Annotated in this window: 20 protein-coding genes and 1 pseudogene; 13 read left to right on the forward strand and 8 right to left on the reverse strand. The window is 65.1% G+C overall.

Translation table 11 applies throughout. The annotated features are described in order from the left end of the window. Positions 1-236 (forward strand): annotated as a pseudogene (locus JZ792_RS37705) (hypothetical protein); the annotation flags it as partial. 465 nt (positions 237-701) lie between these two features. Here the strand turns inward: JZ792_RS37705 and JZ792_RS37710 are convergent. Beyond that, a complete protein-coding gene (locus JZ792_RS37710; RefSeq protein ID WP_216917683.1) occupies positions 702-1,187 on the reverse strand; it encodes a DUF6301 family protein in 486 nt (161 codons plus the stop codon). Between the two features lie 89 nt (positions 1,188-1,276). Further along, the gene (locus JZ792_RS37715) at positions 1,277-1,576 is read right to left on the reverse strand and encodes an integrase core domain-containing protein (protein ID WP_216917684.1); all 300 of its coding nucleotides are present in this window, start codon (positions 1,574-1,576) and stop codon (positions 1,277-1,279) included. Positions 1,577-2,684: 1,108 nt separating this feature from the next. Here JZ792_RS37715 and JZ792_RS37720 point away from each other — a divergent pair. The 7 genes from JZ792_RS37720 (at position 2,685) to JZ792_RS37750 (ending at position 7,395) form a co-directional block, all read left to right on the forward strand. After that, complete coding sequence (locus tag JZ792_RS37720; protein ID WP_216917685.1) at positions 2,685-3,377, forward strand: DUF6372 family protein; 693 nt, start codon at positions 2,685-2,687, stop codon at positions 3,375-3,377. After that, complete coding sequence (locus JZ792_RS37725; RefSeq protein WP_216917686.1) at positions 3,374-3,874, forward strand: hypothetical protein; 501 nt, start codon at positions 3,374-3,376, stop codon at positions 3,872-3,874. The genes JZ792_RS37720 and JZ792_RS37725 overlap by 4 nt, the downstream gene beginning before the upstream one ends. An 85-nt stretch (positions 3,875-3,959) precedes the next feature. Then, a complete protein-coding gene (locus JZ792_RS37730) occupies positions 3,960-4,406 on the forward strand; it encodes a hypothetical protein (protein ID WP_216917687.1) in 447 nt (148 codons plus the stop codon). Then, complete coding sequence (locus JZ792_RS37735) at positions 4,406-4,717, forward strand: hypothetical protein (protein ID WP_216917688.1); 312 nt, start codon at positions 4,406-4,408, stop codon at positions 4,715-4,717. The genes JZ792_RS37730 and JZ792_RS37735 overlap by 1 nt, the downstream gene beginning before the upstream one ends. Positions 4,718-4,861: 144 nt before the next feature. Continuing rightward, the gene (locus tag JZ792_RS37740) at positions 4,862-5,311 is read left to right on the forward strand and encodes a hypothetical protein (protein WP_216917689.1); all 450 of its coding nucleotides are present in this window, start codon (positions 4,862-4,864) and stop codon (positions 5,309-5,311) included. A gap of 40 nt (positions 5,312-5,351) precedes the next feature. Further along, positions 5,352-6,494: a hypothetical protein gene (locus JZ792_RS37745; protein ID WP_216917690.1), complete on the forward strand. Its 1,143-nt coding sequence runs from the start codon at positions 5,352-5,354 to the stop codon at positions 6,492-6,494. A 415-nt stretch (positions 6,495-6,909) separates the two neighbouring features. Next, on the forward strand, positions 6,910-7,395 hold the full coding sequence (locus JZ792_RS37750; protein WP_216917691.1) for a winged helix-turn-helix domain-containing protein: 486 nt from the start codon (positions 6,910-6,912) through the stop codon (positions 7,393-7,395). A gap of 157 nt (positions 7,396-7,552) precedes the next feature. Here the strand turns inward: JZ792_RS37750 and JZ792_RS37755 are convergent, their stop codons facing one another. After that, the gene (locus JZ792_RS37755) at positions 7,553-8,095 is read right to left on the reverse strand and encodes a hypothetical protein (protein WP_216917692.1); all 543 of its coding nucleotides are present in this window, start codon (positions 8,093-8,095) and stop codon (positions 7,553-7,555) included. A gap of 318 nt (positions 8,096-8,413) precedes the next feature. On the opposite strand from JZ792_RS37755, the gene JZ792_RS37760 reads away from it, so the two are divergent. The 3 genes from JZ792_RS37760 to JZ792_RS37770 are packed head-to-tail and all read left to right on the forward strand — an operon-like array spanning position 8,414 to position 9,539. Continuing rightward, positions 8,414-8,779 carry a hypothetical protein gene (locus tag JZ792_RS37760; protein ID WP_216917693.1) on the forward strand — a complete coding sequence of 122 codons (366 nt, stop codon included), beginning with the start codon at positions 8,414-8,416 and terminating at the stop codon, positions 8,777-8,779. Beyond that, a complete protein-coding gene (locus tag JZ792_RS37765) occupies positions 8,776-9,339 on the forward strand; it encodes a bifunctional DNA primase/polymerase (RefSeq protein WP_216917694.1) in 564 nt (187 codons plus the stop codon). Before JZ792_RS37760 ends, JZ792_RS37765 begins: the two co-directional genes overlap by 4 nt. Beyond that, positions 9,336-9,539 (forward strand): hypothetical protein, encoded by a 204-nt coding sequence (locus JZ792_RS37770; RefSeq protein WP_216917695.1) that lies wholly within the window; start codon positions 9,336-9,338, stop codon positions 9,537-9,539. Before JZ792_RS37765 ends, JZ792_RS37770 begins: the two co-directional genes overlap by 4 nt. Before the next feature lie 40 nt (positions 9,540-9,579). Here the strand turns inward: JZ792_RS37770 and JZ792_RS37775 are convergent, their stop codons facing one another. The 4 genes from JZ792_RS37775 to JZ792_RS37790 form a co-directional block, all read right to left on the reverse strand. Beyond that, positions 9,580-10,404: a GIY-YIG nuclease family protein gene (locus tag JZ792_RS37775; protein ID WP_216917696.1), complete on the reverse strand. Its 825-nt coding sequence runs from the start codon at positions 10,402-10,404 to the stop codon at positions 9,580-9,582. Positions 10,405-10,640: 236 nt separating this feature from the next. After that, positions 10,641-10,991: a hypothetical protein gene (locus JZ792_RS37780; RefSeq protein ID WP_216917697.1), complete on the reverse strand. Its 351-nt coding sequence runs from the start codon at positions 10,989-10,991 to the stop codon at positions 10,641-10,643. 164 nt (positions 10,992-11,155) lie between these two features. After that, positions 11,156-12,358, reverse strand: coding sequence for a hypothetical protein (locus JZ792_RS37785; protein ID WP_216917698.1), 1,203 nt, complete (start codon positions 12,356-12,358; stop codon positions 11,156-11,158). Between the two features lie 56 nt (positions 12,359-12,414). After that, on the reverse strand, positions 12,415-13,809 hold the full coding sequence (locus JZ792_RS37790) for an ATP-binding protein (RefSeq protein WP_216917699.1): 1,395 nt from the start codon (positions 13,807-13,809) through the stop codon (positions 12,415-12,417). A 175-nt stretch (positions 13,810-13,984) separates the two neighbouring features. Between JZ792_RS37790 and JZ792_RS37795 the strand changes: the two genes are divergently transcribed. Next, a complete protein-coding gene (locus JZ792_RS37795) occupies positions 13,985-14,923 on the forward strand; it encodes a hypothetical protein (RefSeq protein ID WP_216917700.1) in 939 nt (312 codons plus the stop codon). A 248-nt stretch (positions 14,924-15,171) separates the two neighbouring features. Here the strand turns inward: JZ792_RS37795 and JZ792_RS37800 are convergent, their stop codons facing one another. Continuing rightward, positions 15,172-15,573 (reverse strand): cysteine hydrolase family protein, encoded by a 402-nt coding sequence (locus JZ792_RS37800; protein ID WP_216917701.1) that lies wholly within the window; start codon positions 15,571-15,573, stop codon positions 15,172-15,174. A 699-nt stretch (positions 15,574-16,272) separates the two neighbouring features. Between JZ792_RS37800 and JZ792_RS37805 the strand changes: the two genes are divergently transcribed. After that, on the forward strand, positions 16,273-16,756 hold a 484-nt coding region (locus tag JZ792_RS37805; protein WP_216917702.1), incomplete at its 3' end, for a hypothetical protein.

Raw genomic sequence — 16,756 nt, forward strand, 5'->3', positions numbered from 1 at the left:
GCCCCCGGCCACCGGTCGTCATGAAAGCCCGACCGGCCGCGCCGGAACCCGAGATCCAGCTCGACCCCGGATACTACGAACGAGGGGTCGCCGCCCGCCATCGCGCCCACGCCCTCGACGCCGACCTCGACGAACTCTTCGCACGACTCGACCGCGAAACCGACGAATTGCTCGCGCGCAGCGCAGACCTCGACTATCCGCCCCGGTCATCCGGATACTCCCGTGCACCGGATTGACCGCAGCGTGCCCGATGTGTTGCTGTGGCCTGACGGGATCCCACTGGACGGGCAACCGGACCGCACCGAGGGCCGAGGCGGCTCCGTCTACCGATCGATATCTGTCGTCACAGTGATGAAATTCCCTGTTAGGGGAAAGCTCAATGTGAACCTGTCCGGTGACGACAACGAATTTCGTCACCGAGCGGTTGGAGGCGACGACGATGCGCACCACACCCGACTCGGGCCGATCCGGAACCGACCGTCACGAGGTAACGAGGCCGCGCGCTGCGGCGTCCGGCCTCGTCCGAGGATGAACCGTCCTGGATCCCCCACCGGGAATACGACTGATCATGCGCGAGGAAACGCATCATCTCTGCGCGCAACTACTGTTCACCGGCCGCGACTGAATGCCGCTGACGCGTTCGTCACCAAAACCAACCGCTGATAAACTGCCCGACCTGGCTCTGCGACACCGACGCCGAGCTACCCGATAAATTTCCTATCCCATTCTTCCTGCTGACGCTGCCAATCCGGATTGGCCAACTGCACCCATATAACGCCACGCACCAAAGATAAGAAGATCACCACCCGCGGCAGGTCCCACCTGATGCGCGTTCCAATAGAAGAAACAGGCTCTCCATCCACCGGATCTCCCAAACGAAGTGTCAACATATTCACAAGTGAATCGAATACGCCTGCAACCTCAGCCAGTCCTGGAAAATCATCGGGGTCCGGCTTGGCGCTGATATTGAAATTAATATGGTTAACGACACCTTCATCAGCCCCCGACTGAGCTATTCTCAATCCCAGAGCAAAGTTAGTTCGAATTATAGCCCCATACTCGGACTCCGATTCGATATGCCAGCCCATAAGACCAGAGAACATCACCACATCACCGGTTGACCAGCTCCATTCGAAATCGCCCGCCGCACGGATCGCGGCCAGCCCACCATCAACATCAACACTCATCTACTACCTTTCATCACATACACGTACGACACCGAACGATTGACCATGAATCGCCGGACTGGAGTGTCCCCGTTTGAGTGGACACGGGATCAAGCCGCGATCTGACTGATTTCTCTGTACCCTAACGAATATTCCCGTGGTGTCAAATAATTGAGCGCCGAATGCCTCCGGTGAGTGTTGTAGTAGTTTTCGATCCATTCATATGTCGCCCGCCGAACAGAGCCGATCGTCGGCCACGGGCGAGTGTGGATAAATTCCTTCTTGTAGGCCGCGAACAGCGATTCCGATACAGCATTATCGAAACACGAACCAGTGCGGCCCAGCGACCTGCGCATCCCGTTCCGGCGGCAATAGGCGTCGAATTCTTCAGAGGTGTACTGCTCCAGCATCGTAATGATGTATCAATCCTGTTGCCGTGAAACGGAAATCGGCACTCCCGTGTGAACAGAGCTTGTTCGAGCACCGAGGTCACCAGCGGTGTCGCTTTCGAGGTCATCACACGCCAGCCCAAGCTCCGCCGCGAATACACGTCCACGCGGAACGCGGTGTAGCAGAAGAAGCCGATCTCCGCGAGCAACTCGCTACGGACCGCCCGACCGATAGGGCAACCCCGATCGCTGTTGCAGTGCGGGAGCGTGGCAGTTGAAACCGGCCGCGTCGAGAGCTTCTGATCATCGATCCCGAGGCCACCGTGGCACTACCAGGACCGTATCGAACCGATCGGCGCTGACCACGTCATCCGTACCCTTGCGCAGACCAACCGCCACCCGAGGCCATCGATGACAGTGTCGGGTGACGCCCCAAACTCTGACCCGCAGACCATCACCGCAGTAGACGGGAGTTCGGGGCAGGACCGGCGAGCACCGACCGGGGTACGCGTCCACTGCGGTCGCCGTCAGAACAGATCCCAGTCCCCGACGCGGCGTAGCGCCGCGATCCCGCACCCGACGGGTGGACCTGCGTCCAGGGCGCAGCGGACCGGCGGCGACGCGCTGAAGTCCGCGTGCCGGTCGCCGGGTGCGATCGCACGCAGTCCTGCCTCGATGCCGAGGATTTCGACCGGCCCAGCGATGAGATCCGCATGCCCTGGCGTGAATGGGACCGCACAGACCGAGCCGATCACAGCGCGGCTCGCAGAACGGATCTGCCCCTGCGGTGGCTGCGACCAGGTGCCGAATCATGCGTCCGATAATGTCGATAGTCGGACACATGGCCCCGAAAATCGCTGCTGGAGTACTGTTTTCCTGTGAGAATGTGTACGGCGACCGGGGGGGCATCGGTGGTGACCACTACGCTGGGCGAAACCGCAGTCAGCCGCCGATTCAGGGGGAGTCCCGTGACCGATGACGTGCCCGGACCCGCGTGGCCACCGTTGTCGGCACACCGGTTCTCGGATCGTCACTGTGACGCAATCGAAGTGGGTGTCGGGACGGTACCCGGCACCCGGATGCCGGTCGTGCGAGCGGCCCGGCGACGGGTGTTCGGCGGCGAGGCGGGATGACCGGCGACGCGGCGCCCGCGCCGATCCTGGCCGTGCGGGTCCCGGTCGCGATGGTGTGGACCCAGCACGCCCGCGGCGGTTGCCGCTGCCTGTGCGGGAGCTATCACCGCGGTGTCGGCACCGGCGGCTGCCTGAACGCCGCGGAACCCGGGCTGCTCATCACCCTCGAGGTCACCGACGACCCCGCCGACGCGCCCCGGGTGCCCGGCGCCGACGGACCGCTGCCGGTCTGCGCCTGGTGCTATCACCTGCTGGCCGTCCCCGACACCCCGGCCTCGATCCTGCGCGAAGCCCTCGACGCCACCATCACCCGCCGCGGCACCCGGTGCGAGGCCGCGGCGGTCGCGCTGCTGGCCGACACCGGACTGCTCGGACACCTCGGTGTCCGCCGCCACGTCATCGACGACCTCGACGCCGACGACACTGGAAACCGTGAGCGCGTCGTTCGGGTGCAGTGGTCGGCGCTGGCCGACGATCCCGAGCACCTCACCCTCGACCTCAGCCAGGAGTGCGTGCTCGCGCTCGCGCTGAGCCTGGCCTGCGGGGAACCGGTGGACCTCGCCGATGTCCTGTCCGACCTCGATCCCCGCCACCGCCGACCCGTCGCCGACGCGCTGACACTCGCGCTCGGCCTCACCGACACGACCACCCGCCCCCGCACGCCGATCGACCCAGGAGATCCTCGATGACCAACCCCGCGACCGCTTCCACCGACGACCTCCGGGCGTTGCTCACCGCTGGCAGCACCCTCGCCGGCAATGACTTCCACGCGGCCGCGATCGGTCTGCTCGATTTCGCGGGTTTGCTGGACCGTTCGCGGGTGCGCGCTCACATCGAGGTCGGGGACCTCGCCGAGGACGACGACACCGGCGAGGTCGTCACAGCCCGGATCGACTGGGCGGGCCTGGCGCACGCCGACGATCTCGGGCCGCTGAGCAGCACGGAATACCGGCTGCTTCGCCTGGCGGTCAGCATCGCCCGCGGCGGTATCGGCGTCGAATTGAACGAGGCGCTGCGGGATCTGGGTGACGCGCACTCGCGCGCGGTCCTGCACGCGGTGGCGGTGGCGTTGGGCCTCGGCGAAGACGTCGAGATCACCGACTCCGCTGCCTACATCGCGCGCAAGCAACGCCACGACGACAGGCTCGCCGCGCTGCTGGGCGAGCGCGCAACGGAACTGTCATGAGCTTGGACGACCTGCTGCCCGTCCCGACCGAGGGCGACCGCCGCCGGTGATCATCGGCCCCGAACCTGTTGAAAGACAACACCATATGTCCCGCGCTACCGCACTCGATGGTGAAGGCGTCGTCTCGACCGTGTGGGGGCTCGACGCCCCCCACACGGTCGAGGAACTCGGCGAAGCCATGCTCGCGCTGCAGCACCTGATCCGCTGGAGCAACCACGCCACTCTCAACGCACCCCGCACCGTCCTGCCCGACGCCGAGAACGTCGCGACCGTCGCCCGGCGTCTCGGCGACGCCCTAGGCGGGCTGCCGCAACTACTCGACCAACTCGCCGGGCGCTGCGACGGGATGGCCGAGGACCCTGCGCTGCGCGCCGCGCAATGGAACGGCCCGGACGACCCGCGCCGGGCCGCGAGTTCCGCGGCCGCGGAACTGCGCGCGGTGAGCGCTGTCGCCGGGGCGCTACGCGAACGGATCCAGCGCGCCGCTTCGGCGATGACGACTATCTATCTCGACGACGAGGACGGTCGCTGATGAGCCTGCCCACCCAGCAAGAGATCTTCACCAACGCTCTGCGCCACCTCGACCTCGCCCGCGCCGCGCTGGCCGAGTCGCGCGACTGGCTGGCCTCGGACTGGGCCGGGGTCGAGACCGGGCTGAGCCTGCCTCGCGAGGTCGGCGAGCAGCGCACCCGCGTACGCACGGCGATCTCCGCCGCCAAGAACGAAGTCGATGACGCCAGACACGCCCTGCACGAAGCGCTGCGTCACTACGCCCCGCCCGAACACGGTCGCGTCCTCGAAGACCCGCGCGCCGAGATCGCCGACGACCGGGGCACGCGGTGAGGCTCGGCAATCCCACCGCGCACACCCCCGTCGACCAGGACCGTGACACCGAGCCGATCACGGCCGTCGCCCCGGCGGCCGCCGCAGCGCGGGCCGAGCCATCGCCGATGAGCGGCCGGGCACGGCTGCGGGCGGCCGCGGCCCATGACGATCACCCCGAGCTGGTGCGCGCCGCCGCCCCGCTACAGCGCGGCCCCGACCCCGCCCAACACCACCCGCACCTACGACTCCGCGTGGCGGGCGTTCGAGACCTGGTGCGAGCGGCACCGGGTCGACCGCGCTCCCGGCCACCCCGCGCACGTCGACCGCACTCCCGGCCACCCGCGCCGACGACGGGGTCGCCGCCTCCCCCTCGCTGTGAGGGTGGCCGCGATCGCGGCGCGCCACAGCCGCGTCGGGCACCCCGGCCCGACGCTGGACAGCGGCGTGAGCGCCGTCCTCGACGGAGTCCGCGCGCTCGCCACCCGGGCCGGGCGCACCGGCGCCGCTCCGCCCGCGTCGATCTGGGATTGTGAGAACAGAAGTAGAGCCTTGCATCCACTGCGCCTACCTATAACTCGCAACCGATGCTTCCTCGAGCGAACTACTCGGTAGCGCATGGGAGGGATGCACACGGGGTTCGTACACTGCGCTGGTGAATTCCGGTGTATCGGCTGAGCATCCTGCTGGTTTCGAGGTGGATTTCAGCTATTGGTTCGACTGCGACTGCGGGCGACGTGTCGAGGTGACAGCTGCCGAGTACGAGCACCAGTGCGGCGGAGACGAGGAGTCATACCCTGTGTGCGAGTGCGGGGACACCGTCGATATCTCGGCAGCACACCCCGCCCTCCGCGATGTCGATGACATCGACTGCCACGACGATCAGGTGGACCGACACCTCTGGTATCACACCAGCCCTTATCAGGATTGGCCATCTCCGAGCTACCGGAGTGACATCGCCGCGCTGATCAAGCGATCGTTGCTACCGCCTTCCGACCACGAGAGCGCGATCGAGGGACGAACCTCGCTAGCCCTGCATCTGGGAACCTACGCCGCAGCAGTCGAGAACATGCTGCGGCGCATGCGCGATCAGGACTCGCCTGCCCATCGGTACTGGCTGCACCAGGTGCAGATCCACCTCGGCGCTGCAGATCTGGCGGCGGATGTCCGCGGTGAAGGGAGCGGATGGTTCGGGGACGTGCCGATGACGGCGCTGGCCGACCTCGGCGCGCGGGCTGTCCGCTACGTCAACACTCACGAGTCACCCGGGTCGATCTCACTGGCCATTGACCCGGCGGTGATCGTGCGCGTACGAACCATCCCGCTGCCGCCAGCCGCGTCGGCGCTGCCCGCCACCGAGGAGGCCGATCAGGCCGTCGAGCGTGCAGTCGCTGCACTAGCAGCGGCACAACAGCTCCGACCCGACACCACCGGAATCCCCGAAGAGGAGATCTTCGAATCAGAGCTGGACCTTCTCATCGCACAGGCACATGGTCGCACCATCAGCGAGATCGCAGTACAGCGCGCAAGCGAGCTCGCCGCGCAGTTCGAGAAGTCTCGCGATCAGGAACGGGACACCCTATCGAACCTGCGTGCCGAACTCGCGAAGATCTATCTACCCGACGTCAATCCCCAGCTACGCGCCCGCGTGGACGACCCCATCCCTTTCGGTGCCGCGCCCGGACAGTACCACCAGAGGTTGCGTGAGCTGGCTGCCCCGATAGTGCGGCCACGGGCAGTGGTCAGGCAATTCGACAACGCACCTTGGCGGACATTCGACCCGACGAACCACCCCTGAACACAGGAGTTCGAGCACTCGAGCCGTCGACGTTTCCTTGTCGGCGACGGTGGCCGAGCAGGACAACGTGGTCGCACTGATCGAGCCAGCGCGGTCGATCTGGCCCGACTATGTAAGGGAGCACTGCTTTGCAGACGGATCCCACGACGTCAGCGAGATCACCGGTTGCTCGCCTGATCCGCTCGCTGTCGAGATGACAACGCGACCATCAACCCTGACCAGGCGAAGCCGAGCAGAAGACTCCGGTCACCTTGTGCAGGCGACTTCGGAAACTGACACCGGTCACGCTCAGCGCGACTATTCCACCACTAAGCCGGCTAAGCCCCCCTTGCCGAGAGTGGATGCAAGGGCTGAAACATCAACCCACACTGAGCTTATCAGTACATACTCTGATAAGCAGTGTTAAGGTGGCCGTATGGCGCAGTACTACGACCTCGCCGACCGGCTCCGCGAGCGTATCCAATCCGGCGAGTTCGCCCTGGGTGACAAACTCCCCAGCATCAGCGAAATCCAGAGGGAGTACAGCGTGCACAGCCTCAATACCGTGCGCGCGGCCCAGCAGAAGCTCGCCGAGGAAGGGCTCATCGAGACCCGTCAAGGTGCGGGAGCGTTCGTTGTCGGCACAGAATCCCTCAAAACCGTCGATATCCTCGGCGAACTGACCACCTTGCGTGATCGCATGACCACCGTCCTCGCGGCCATGGACAGCCAGCGCCGCCACAGCATCACCATCAACCTCGACGACCCCGCCGAGGACCATCTCTACTTCGTGCTCACCGACGCGTTGAGTGAATGGGCCTCCCAGCAGCGTCACGAGGCAGAGCATGATCAGCCCGAATCACGGATCGCGTGGGCCGAAACCGCTGAGCGGCTGCTCGCACGCATCGAGTACGCGCTGTAGTCGGCGCAGATAGTCCGCGATCGGACCGGAAGGCGATGATGAATACCGCCGAGAATCCCCGCCGGACAGGAGAACACGCGTCCGGTGCGCACGGTGTCCGACATCCCTAAAACGACAACGTGGCTGTCCCACGACATTCGGGGCCAGCAGCCCGGGTCTAGCCGACGCAGGTACCGAAGAATCGGCACTCGAGGAGAGCGCGCGGGTCCAATGAGGCGGCTTGGGGTTCGAGTTCGGTGAGGATGGCGACGATGTCGGCGAGCCGCAACTCGTCGCCTTCGCCGAGGGGAAAAGACCGTTCGGCGGGGTTGTGCACCTCGCAGCCCGCTGGGCTACCTGCGGATTCGATCACGAACTCGACCGGTCTGGACTCCCAGCCCATCCTGAAACGACAGTTGAGAGGGAGGGGCGTGACATCGGGGAAGTAGTTCATCACCGCACCCCCGAAACTCGCCGGGTAGCGCCAGCCCGCTTCGGGATCAGCCGGATCGCCGGGCTCGATATGGCCGCTTTCGTCAGCGACCCACCCTCGGCGTGTCAGAAGCTCATGAAGAGCATGCAGGTGCTCGACTGTGGGAGCGGGGTAGCGAATCACATCCATTTGTCCGGCACCTCTCAGGCGGTTGGTTGCGGCAGGACAGCCAGTCACCGTGCAGCGCAGAGTGTCTGGATAGGCCGTCATCACCATACTGCCGGTCATCGAGATGGGCGGCCGGGTGGGATCGGCATACTGTTTGCCGCGTTCCTGTTCTCCTCGGCCGAAGTTCGGAGGTTACCCACTCATGGCCTGGGCTCCGCTGGTGTCCGCGATCGAGGTTCGTCGGGATGTGTCGGTGGTGGCCGTTATGGTGGTGCGTGGCTGTCCGCTAGCCGGTCCGAACTCGCCCGCCCACGCCGGATGTGAGTGCTCCACGGGCGAAGACGTCTCAGACTCCGCGGTGCAGAACCCGTTGCTGTGGCGTCGATGTCGCTGTGGTGGGGCGGCGTGGGTGACCTCACCGGAGAGCGAGCACCCCTCATGCCACGCGAATCCCGCGCGCTGACCCGCGCCACCCGCGCCCGCGCCGCCGAGCGCGGCCTGCCGTATCAGCAGGCCCGCGACGAGGTGATCGAGATCCACTCCCGCGCCCAAAGCGACGACATGAGTTTCGCCGAGGCCCGAGCCGTCTACGACGACCCGCTCAATCAGCTGTTGTGTCAAAGGTGCGGCTGGTTGAACGGGATGACCTGCCCGCAATGCGGTGGCTGCGGTTGTTTCAACGCTGTGTGCAGCGGGTGGCGCCACGACGAGTACATGCACGAAGACGAGCGGGCCGAGCGCAACGCCTGCCCGGAATGTGGCGGGGACACCACCACCGGATACGACTGCCGGTGCGACCAATGACCACCGAACACCCGGTGCCCGACCCGACCCCGCTGCTGGTACGCGGCCTGAGGTTGTTTCCGCTCCCGCCTGGAGAGAAGGTCGCGGCGGCGGGCTGGCAGCACACACTGCTCGTCGGTGACATCGACACCGTCGCGGCGGCGTGGCCGGAAGGGGCGAACATCGGTGTCGGGTGCCGCGCGTCCGGGATCGTCGGCATCGACCTGGACCGCCACATCGAGGGCGGTGTCAACGCAGGAGCCGACGGCGTCGCGAGATTCGCCCACGTGTGCCGACGGTGGGGCCAACCCCGCCCCGTCACTTTGGAGGTGGCGACCCCGAACGCGGGCCGCCACTTGTACTTTCGGGTTCCACGCAGGCTGACTGTGGCGTCGGTGTCAGGCGGGACATCGCCGCTGGGACCCGGTATCGACATCCGCGGGCCCGGGCTGAGGCTGGGCGGCTACCTCGCCGGACCGGGATCGGTGATCGGCGACCGCGCGTACACCATCGAAACCGACACACCTATCGCGCTGCTGCCCGGCTGGCTGGCGGCCCTGATCGGACGGAGGACCCGATGAAGTTCCGGATCACCGGCACCCTGGACGAACTGCGCCGGGCCCGCGCCTTGCTCGGTGAAACCTTGCACGTCCGAGAGGCGTCCGAGCCCTACCCCAACCGCGGCGACTCCACCCTGTACCGCCTCTACGTCGACGCTGACCTGCCTACCGGAACAACCGATCCCGCAGAGGCGCCGGGACAGGGACGTGATGGATGGTGAGCAGCACCACGTCGCACTCGTCCACCGCGAGTACACGCCCCTAGTTCCTGTTGTGGCCGAATTTTCGTGTCAACAGCACGTCTTTCCAATAGCTTTCGCGTGCGAGTACGTGCTCGTCCGCGGTCCGCATCGACCAGAACTCGAGCAGAGCGAACCGTAGATTCGTGCGTGCGTAGTCCGCGCCGTGTTCGCCGACCAATGCGCGCAGTTCGACGTTTCCGCCGTGTAGTGAGTCGACGTATTCGCGCAAGCGGGCCCAGATCCCGGTGTCTCCGTACGCCGAGCCGACGTAGGCCTTGCCGGTCACCTCGTCGCGGATGACGTAGACGCCTTTCATGTGCTGGAGCGCCCCACGCCAGTCGTGCCAGTCCTGTTCGACGGCGTTCTTCAGCACACCGAGGGTGTGGTTGATCTGGTCGTGGCCGGGAAAGGGCTCAGCGGCGTAGGGCAGCGCGAGAATGGAGGCGACCTCCATCTGGTCCAGATGGGTCTCCATGTTCAATCGGACGTTGCGTCCGGTAGGTTTGAACGCGACGACCAGGCGCTTGATGAACGGGCCCATCAGGTCGTCTCGCAATTCGATGTCGTAGGAGCCCTCCCCCGGAATCGGGCGACGCCCGACGACCTCGAATACGCCGCCGAACAGCCAGTGGGTCGTCCGACTTCTGTCTCGGGCGAGGGAGAATATGTACTGGCGGTTGAAGTCGTCGCGGTTGCCGCGAAACCTGTTCCACCCCAACCACTCGTCCCAGGATCGAGCGAGGACGTCGATCGGGTGGTTTATGCCGTTCGAGACCGCGCAGTGAACCTTGCACGCTTTCGGATCGAGGTCGCCGATCAGGCTCCGGAGAGGTATAGCTGCCACCCAGGGGAGGCTACCGCCGGGCGAGTCCAGATCAGCCCGTGCCTGACAGCCTGCGGGAACGACCGACGCGGGAGGGATCGGACTCCGTGATTTTCCCCGGCCCTTCGTGTCCGCTCGCCGTACGGTTCGATGGTCGATCGGGGCTTGTTTTGCGTCGGCTGTCGGGATAGGTCAGGGGATCGCCGTAGTCCTATACCGCGGCGATGGCGTTCCATTCACTGCGCGTACGGGTGTCGCTATCGTTCCATGCCACGGTCGCGAGGTTTACCGGGCTTCCAGTCGGCCAAGGCGCTTCGTGGGCTGAGCACGGTGGGATGGCGGGCGTCGTTCGACTCGCGCTCGACAGTGGCGGCGGCAGCGCGACGCACGCCCCGAGCGCGGTCGGCAGCTTCGGTCAGGCACGAGTTGGCCGCGCGGCTGGCCAGACTCAGTCGGTAGCGTCGCTCGCCCGCAGGTACATCATCTAGTGCGCGGTCGAGTTCATCGAGTTCGGTGCGTAGCCGCTGCAACTGCTCGGGGTCGGGATCGTGGCCGAGTTTGCGGGCGGTGGCGGTGAGTATGGTGTAGCGCTGCTCCAGGCTGTGCATCGATCCCCCTCGTATCGGCATGAACGACTGCCACGCTCAACGGTACGTGAAAGCGATTGCACACGAACAGGTTCAGGCCGTCGCAGACTCGTTCTTGTCTGACTCGGCCCATATTCTCGCCGCCCACGGAGCCCGTCCGGTGACGCTGGGGCGGGACGGTGACGCTATTTCCCGAGCGATGAGGCGTTCGCCTGTCGGGCCAGGAGTCTGTCGGTCAGTTCATTCGTCGCCAGGTACCACCAGAAGATCCAGTCCAAATAGGCGGCGTCGTAGTCCTTCTTCTGGCTGGCGTTGCGGTGTCGAATGCCGAACTTGTTCGCGACCAGGAACAAATCCCCCTCGTCGGTGCTGAACAGCTCCTTTTTCAGCAGACCACGGCGTTCTTCGAGCAGGCCGGCCAGAGTTACGCAGGCGCTGCGCTTCTCATCGATCGTGGCGCCGCGGCTGCGGAAGAGCGCGACGGCGTGAGCGACGGAATCCCTACGGGTTGGATCAGGGGCAGCCAAGGCGGCCTCGATCAGATCCGAGCGTGCATCGTTGGCATCCGCGACCAACCGCCCGACGTCCTCTCCGCTTTCGGCCAGGCGCAGTTCGACGCCGTTGCGGGCAAGAATGCGGTTGATGGTCCATCTGTAGAGGATCTGGGCGGGCCGTGGGGTGAACACCGAATAGTGCCAGCCGCAACCATCGAAGTTGTGAAAGTGGCGTCGTCGTGGCCTCGCCACGAGGTCGTGAAAGATCTCGATGAGGTCGAAGAACGTCATCTCATCCCAGTTCGAGGGCTGCGGTGACCACAACCCTCGACTACCGATCCGGTCGGCGATCAGGGCGTCGAGGGCGTCATCAGGATTGGCTCCGGCGAAGTCGTCGTCTACGCACGCGTCCGGCGCCGCCTTTTGCAGGTATCCGCGGTGCTGGAACTCGTAGATCGCAGCGAGCCACTCGCGTTGCGCCGAGTCGATATCCCGCTCCGGCTGGTCGATGGTCACCGGGGTCGCTATCCGTTTGGAGTAGTACGCCCGGGGCGCGTGCTGCTCAGGCAGCGTTGACGCCGCAGCGACAAGCTCTTCGAGGAACTCCCGCTCAGGAAAAACCGACTTCCGACTTCTGGAAGAAGGCGTCTCCCACGGGTCGTCCGCTGGGACCGCTGGCGATGACGACCACCCCGACTCGACCTCTCCGAAGTCCTGCTCCGGCGTCTCTGAGGCGAAAGCTTCGGACAGCAGAAAACTGACCTCACCCGTCCACGCCGCGCTCTTGACGCTCGTCGACGGGGCTGTGGCCAGCAGCGCCTTCGCTTCCAGGACGAAAAGGTCCCGTGGCCAGCGCAAGACGTAGTCGGAGCTGCGATCAGCGATGTCGAACACAGCGCAGACAATAGTCAACCCGCGTCACGAGCAACGCAGGCCCGCGATAGATGTGGCTATTCGTCCAACCACCATGATTCTCGGTCGAATTCGACGTCGTTGTGCTGCGCCCATTCCGACACCATGTGTTCCAGCGAGTTCCGCACGGCAACATGCCGTATGGCGCCGGTATCGGTTATGAAATGGGGCTCGACGTAGCCGAAGCGTTGGATGACGGGCGATATCACGGTGTGAGCGATGCGAAGTCGTTCAGTGGCAGAGGCGACATCATCGAGATGCACGACCTGGTCGGCGTGGATGAGTCCGTCCACTCGTCGGGAAGGCCCGGACCTGAGATCGAGACCTTCCAACCTCACACCGGCAGGGCCGAAGCGGCCTTCGGGGGACGCTCCATCGAGCAGCCCGAGGCGGATGGTGGCATTGCCGTAGGCGCCGACACGTGATGTGGCGTGGAGCAGGCTGTGGCTGAGCACTGTCCAGCACGCATCGACGAAGAAATGTATGTCGACTGCCAAGGGAACGGTGGACTCATCAGGATTCGGGATCTCGACCGCGGCGAAAGCGGTGCCGTCGACATAAAGCTCTCGGTAGCTGTTCTGCGGCAGGTCGTTCTGTGAGCTGACCGACCGGTATTCCAGCCTGCCCTGATTCGCGATCGGCCGTCTCGCTCTGGTGTGTGCACTATGCAGTATCGAATCGGGGAAACGATTGCCGCGTTCCCACTCGATGATCTCCTCCCGGGTGGTGCGTGTGAGCAATCCGTCGGCAGGTGCGTCGGGCATGATCGCCGCGGCGACAAAATGACTCGGGCCGCCGATTTGTTCGACACCCGTTGTCCACGCGGTCTCGAGCTGTTCGCGGCGCGCGCTCGAGCTGTGCTGGCGGGCAGCATAGAGCTCAGCGATCTCGTGTTCAGCCATGGCCCTGACATGGGATTCCCCGGTGGCTCGCTGGAAGTAATACAGCGGGCGATCGTCGGTCGAGCCCTTCACCGCGTGGGGCTTGCGGATGCTCGGCGGGACGACCGCTACCAGGTAGTACCCCGGATCGGCGTCGACAGCGAACATGTCGAACAGCGGGATCGGGGTCGCGAACTGCCGAACATCCTTCTTGAACTGTTCGATGAACTGATCGGCATCGCCGTCGAAATCCGTGAACGGCTTGAGTCGATCGGACACCGCGTCATCACGGTTGTCGGTGACCCCGTAGATCAGTATCGCGCCCCGGGTGTTGGCTGGCGCGCAGATATCCTTGGCGCGCTCCTGCTTCGCGCTGAACCCTTTGAATTCGTTGTTCTTCCAGAGATCGCCCTTATCCTTGTACTCGACGAACTCCGACTCCGCACGCACCGCCCCGACAAGCTCGGCGATCCCGCCTGCGGTCAATCCCCCCTGAGCCAGTGGACCACCGACAATCACCTCGAGTTCCCGATTCCGCCAGATCGCTGCCATGCCCATCATTTTCGCAGCACGATCGCACACAATGAACACGCTTCATCGGTTGCAGCCGTTGTCTTGCGACGGTTAGGTGACTGCCGCCGTCGTGGCGAGCGTCAACTGCGCGACCGTCAGACCTCGGCGTACACCCGCAGGCTCACCTCTACGCGGGAGGATGCATGATCGCGGGATGGACATCCGGGATATACAGAATCTTGCCGCCACGCTGTTGCGGCCACCCGTGCACGGGCGGATCATCGAGCGCGCCGCGCGCGGCGCCGAGTTCAGGCAGTGGGCGGTGTCGTTGACAGATCCTGCCCCGGGAACCTCGTTGCAACTCGACGACGAGGACTTCCTCCAGGGGATCGGGACATCCCGCCCCGTGGCCCACTACTCCCGGTTTCCCGTGTCCCAGGCAGCCGAACATCTGGCAGCGGTCGACGTGCTCATCTCGGACTGGTTCAACGGAGCCGTTCCGCCGCCGCCGGCGTCACGGTCATGGCCCTCGTCGGTCATGGTGCTGTGTCGATCTGCGATGGAAGCCGCCGCCCGCACAATCTGGCTTATCGGCGACCCGAGCCGGGAGACCCGACGACTCCGATGCGCAGCCGAGGCGGTGAAAGAGCTCGGCGAGATGCACAAATGGACGAGACAGAATCGCGACGTGGACGCCGCCGAGGGGCGCAACGTGGATGGATTCGCCGCGTCCGAGGAGAAACTGAAACAAGCGATCGCGGCCGCGGAATCGGCGGCCAAGGGCACCTCGGCGCCTGGTTTCACGGCGATGACCCTCGCTGGTGCCGCGTGGATCGACGCCAACCCGCCTGTACACGAGAGTGAGCTGCTCAAGGGACGGCCGTTCGAGGCGATGACCAAGGCGTGGTATTCCATCGGCTCGAGCTACACCCACGGCTACAACTGGACACTCGGCATCCTGCGCAACCAGGACGAACAATTCGGGTTGGTGGCCGATCTGCTCATGAGTGCTGTCCTCATGACCGAAAGCGCGGTGGCGCTGTTCGAATCACAAATGCTGGCGCCTGCGCAGCAATGGCACAACGATCATCTTCCCGCCCGACTGGGACCCTCCATCGCTGACTGGGCACCTCGGTATAGCGACATCTCCTGACCGTATCCCGTTCCGAGCTCCGGGATGGCACGGTGCTCCACGAACGAGAGGGCGGTCCCGAGGAAAGCTGTCGCACGCATCGGCGGTGACTGCCGACTATCTGCCCGGTTTCGTGGCCGCGTGAGAGTGGGCTCGGTCGGAATCGATGAGCTGGCCGACACCGATGAGGTGCGCGAGTTTGTCCAATGCGTCGCGGTGGACCTTGTGTGGTGGGCGGCTGCTGCTGTTGCAGGCGCATCCATCGGTGATCACACAGGGAACCAGGCCACTGTCGAAGCGTCCAAGGCGGTCGCGAAGACGCAGGCGTCGGTGGCGATTCCGCAGATGTACAGGTGCTCGACCCGCTCGGTGGCGATGACCCGGCGTACATCGTCGGTGAGCCCGGTAGAGGTGGTCTTGTCCACGACGTACACGCCCGGCTCGGCGGCGAACGGGGCGAGTTCGGCGACCAGGTCGATATCGGGACTGGTGTGCATACCGTGCCAATCCACCAGCCGCACGAACGGCGATCCTGGATGGTTGCGGTACCGGGTCAACACGACCGGAGCTCCCAGAGCCAGCCAACGCTGAACCAGATCGACAACCACCATGACCACCGGCCGCGACGACGGCACGACGAACCCGTTCTGGACATCGACCACCATCAACATCGACCGCCCATCCCCACCCGGACCCGGACTCACCCTTTCGACCACTACATCCCCTTCAGCGGTCCTCCGGTGCGACAAATACTGTGCCGCACAGCAGATCCTAGAGTGAACGCGTCCGCGGACTGTCACCTTCTTGGCATCATGGAGCGACCGTGGGCGTTCGGACCGTTGCGTCGGTGACCGGTCGCTGACCCGGGATTCACCGGGTCTACCGCTCCGTGGACCGGTAGCACCGGATCGGGAACCGGCCCAATCTCGCACGGCGGCAGCAATATCGGCGAACAATAGTGGGTATGGGCCGCCGCCCTCCCGCTCGCCGATGTCTTCGTTGTCGGGAACTTCTTCCCCGCGACGCTCATCCGCGCCGGGTCTACTGCACGCCCGCGTGCGTCGCTCGCGCCTACCGTGCACGTCAACGCGCCGCCGCGGCAGCCGAGCAACTGTGCGTGGTCGAGATCCGTTGTCTGGGGTGCGGTCGAGGAATCGATCCCGGTGGCGCGAACCTGCGCGCCGATGCCCGGCACTGCTCGGCCGCCTGTCGCCAACGCGCACATCGACGACGGGTCCGCGAAAAATAGTTCTTCGATCATGACGGTAGCCGTGACACTGTCACGGCTACCGTCATGATCAGCGCCGATACTGTCGGTACCGGCCGCCACACTGGCTCGACATCCAACCAAACCCGAAGGGGGAACATCGATGTCGGCCCGTGCCTGGGTGGAACGAGCGATCGTGCCCGAGACCAAGAAGAACAAGCCCACGCTGTACGCGCATCTGCCCGAGGACCAAGACGTCGCCGAGAGGTGGCTTCGGCAAGTCCTGGGGACCCGCGTGCGACTATCGCCGGTGCAACGCGACGGCGTCACCGCCTGGGAGCTCAGCGCCAGACACATGCTCACCCTGACCGGTGAACTCGCCTACGCCTACGACGCCGCCGAGATGCGAGTGGAGTTCGTCCCCACCAGCGCCTGCACCGACCGATGCAAGAACGCGAAAATCCCGGTCTGGGAATGTGTGTGCCGATGCGCGGGCGAGTACCACGGTGGCCGGGGATCACGCGTGAGCTGGTACCCGACCCAGCCCCCAACCCCGTTCTCTCACAACGAACGGACCCAGACCGACCAGCTGATCATCACCGCCGGACAACTCGCCGCCGTCAAGAAGATCCCACGCCCCGCCGCAC

The sequence above is a fragment of the Nocardia noduli genome, from assembly GCF_019038455.1.
Lineage (GTDB): Bacteria > Actinomycetota > Actinomycetes > Mycobacteriales > Mycobacteriaceae > Nocardia > Nocardia noduli.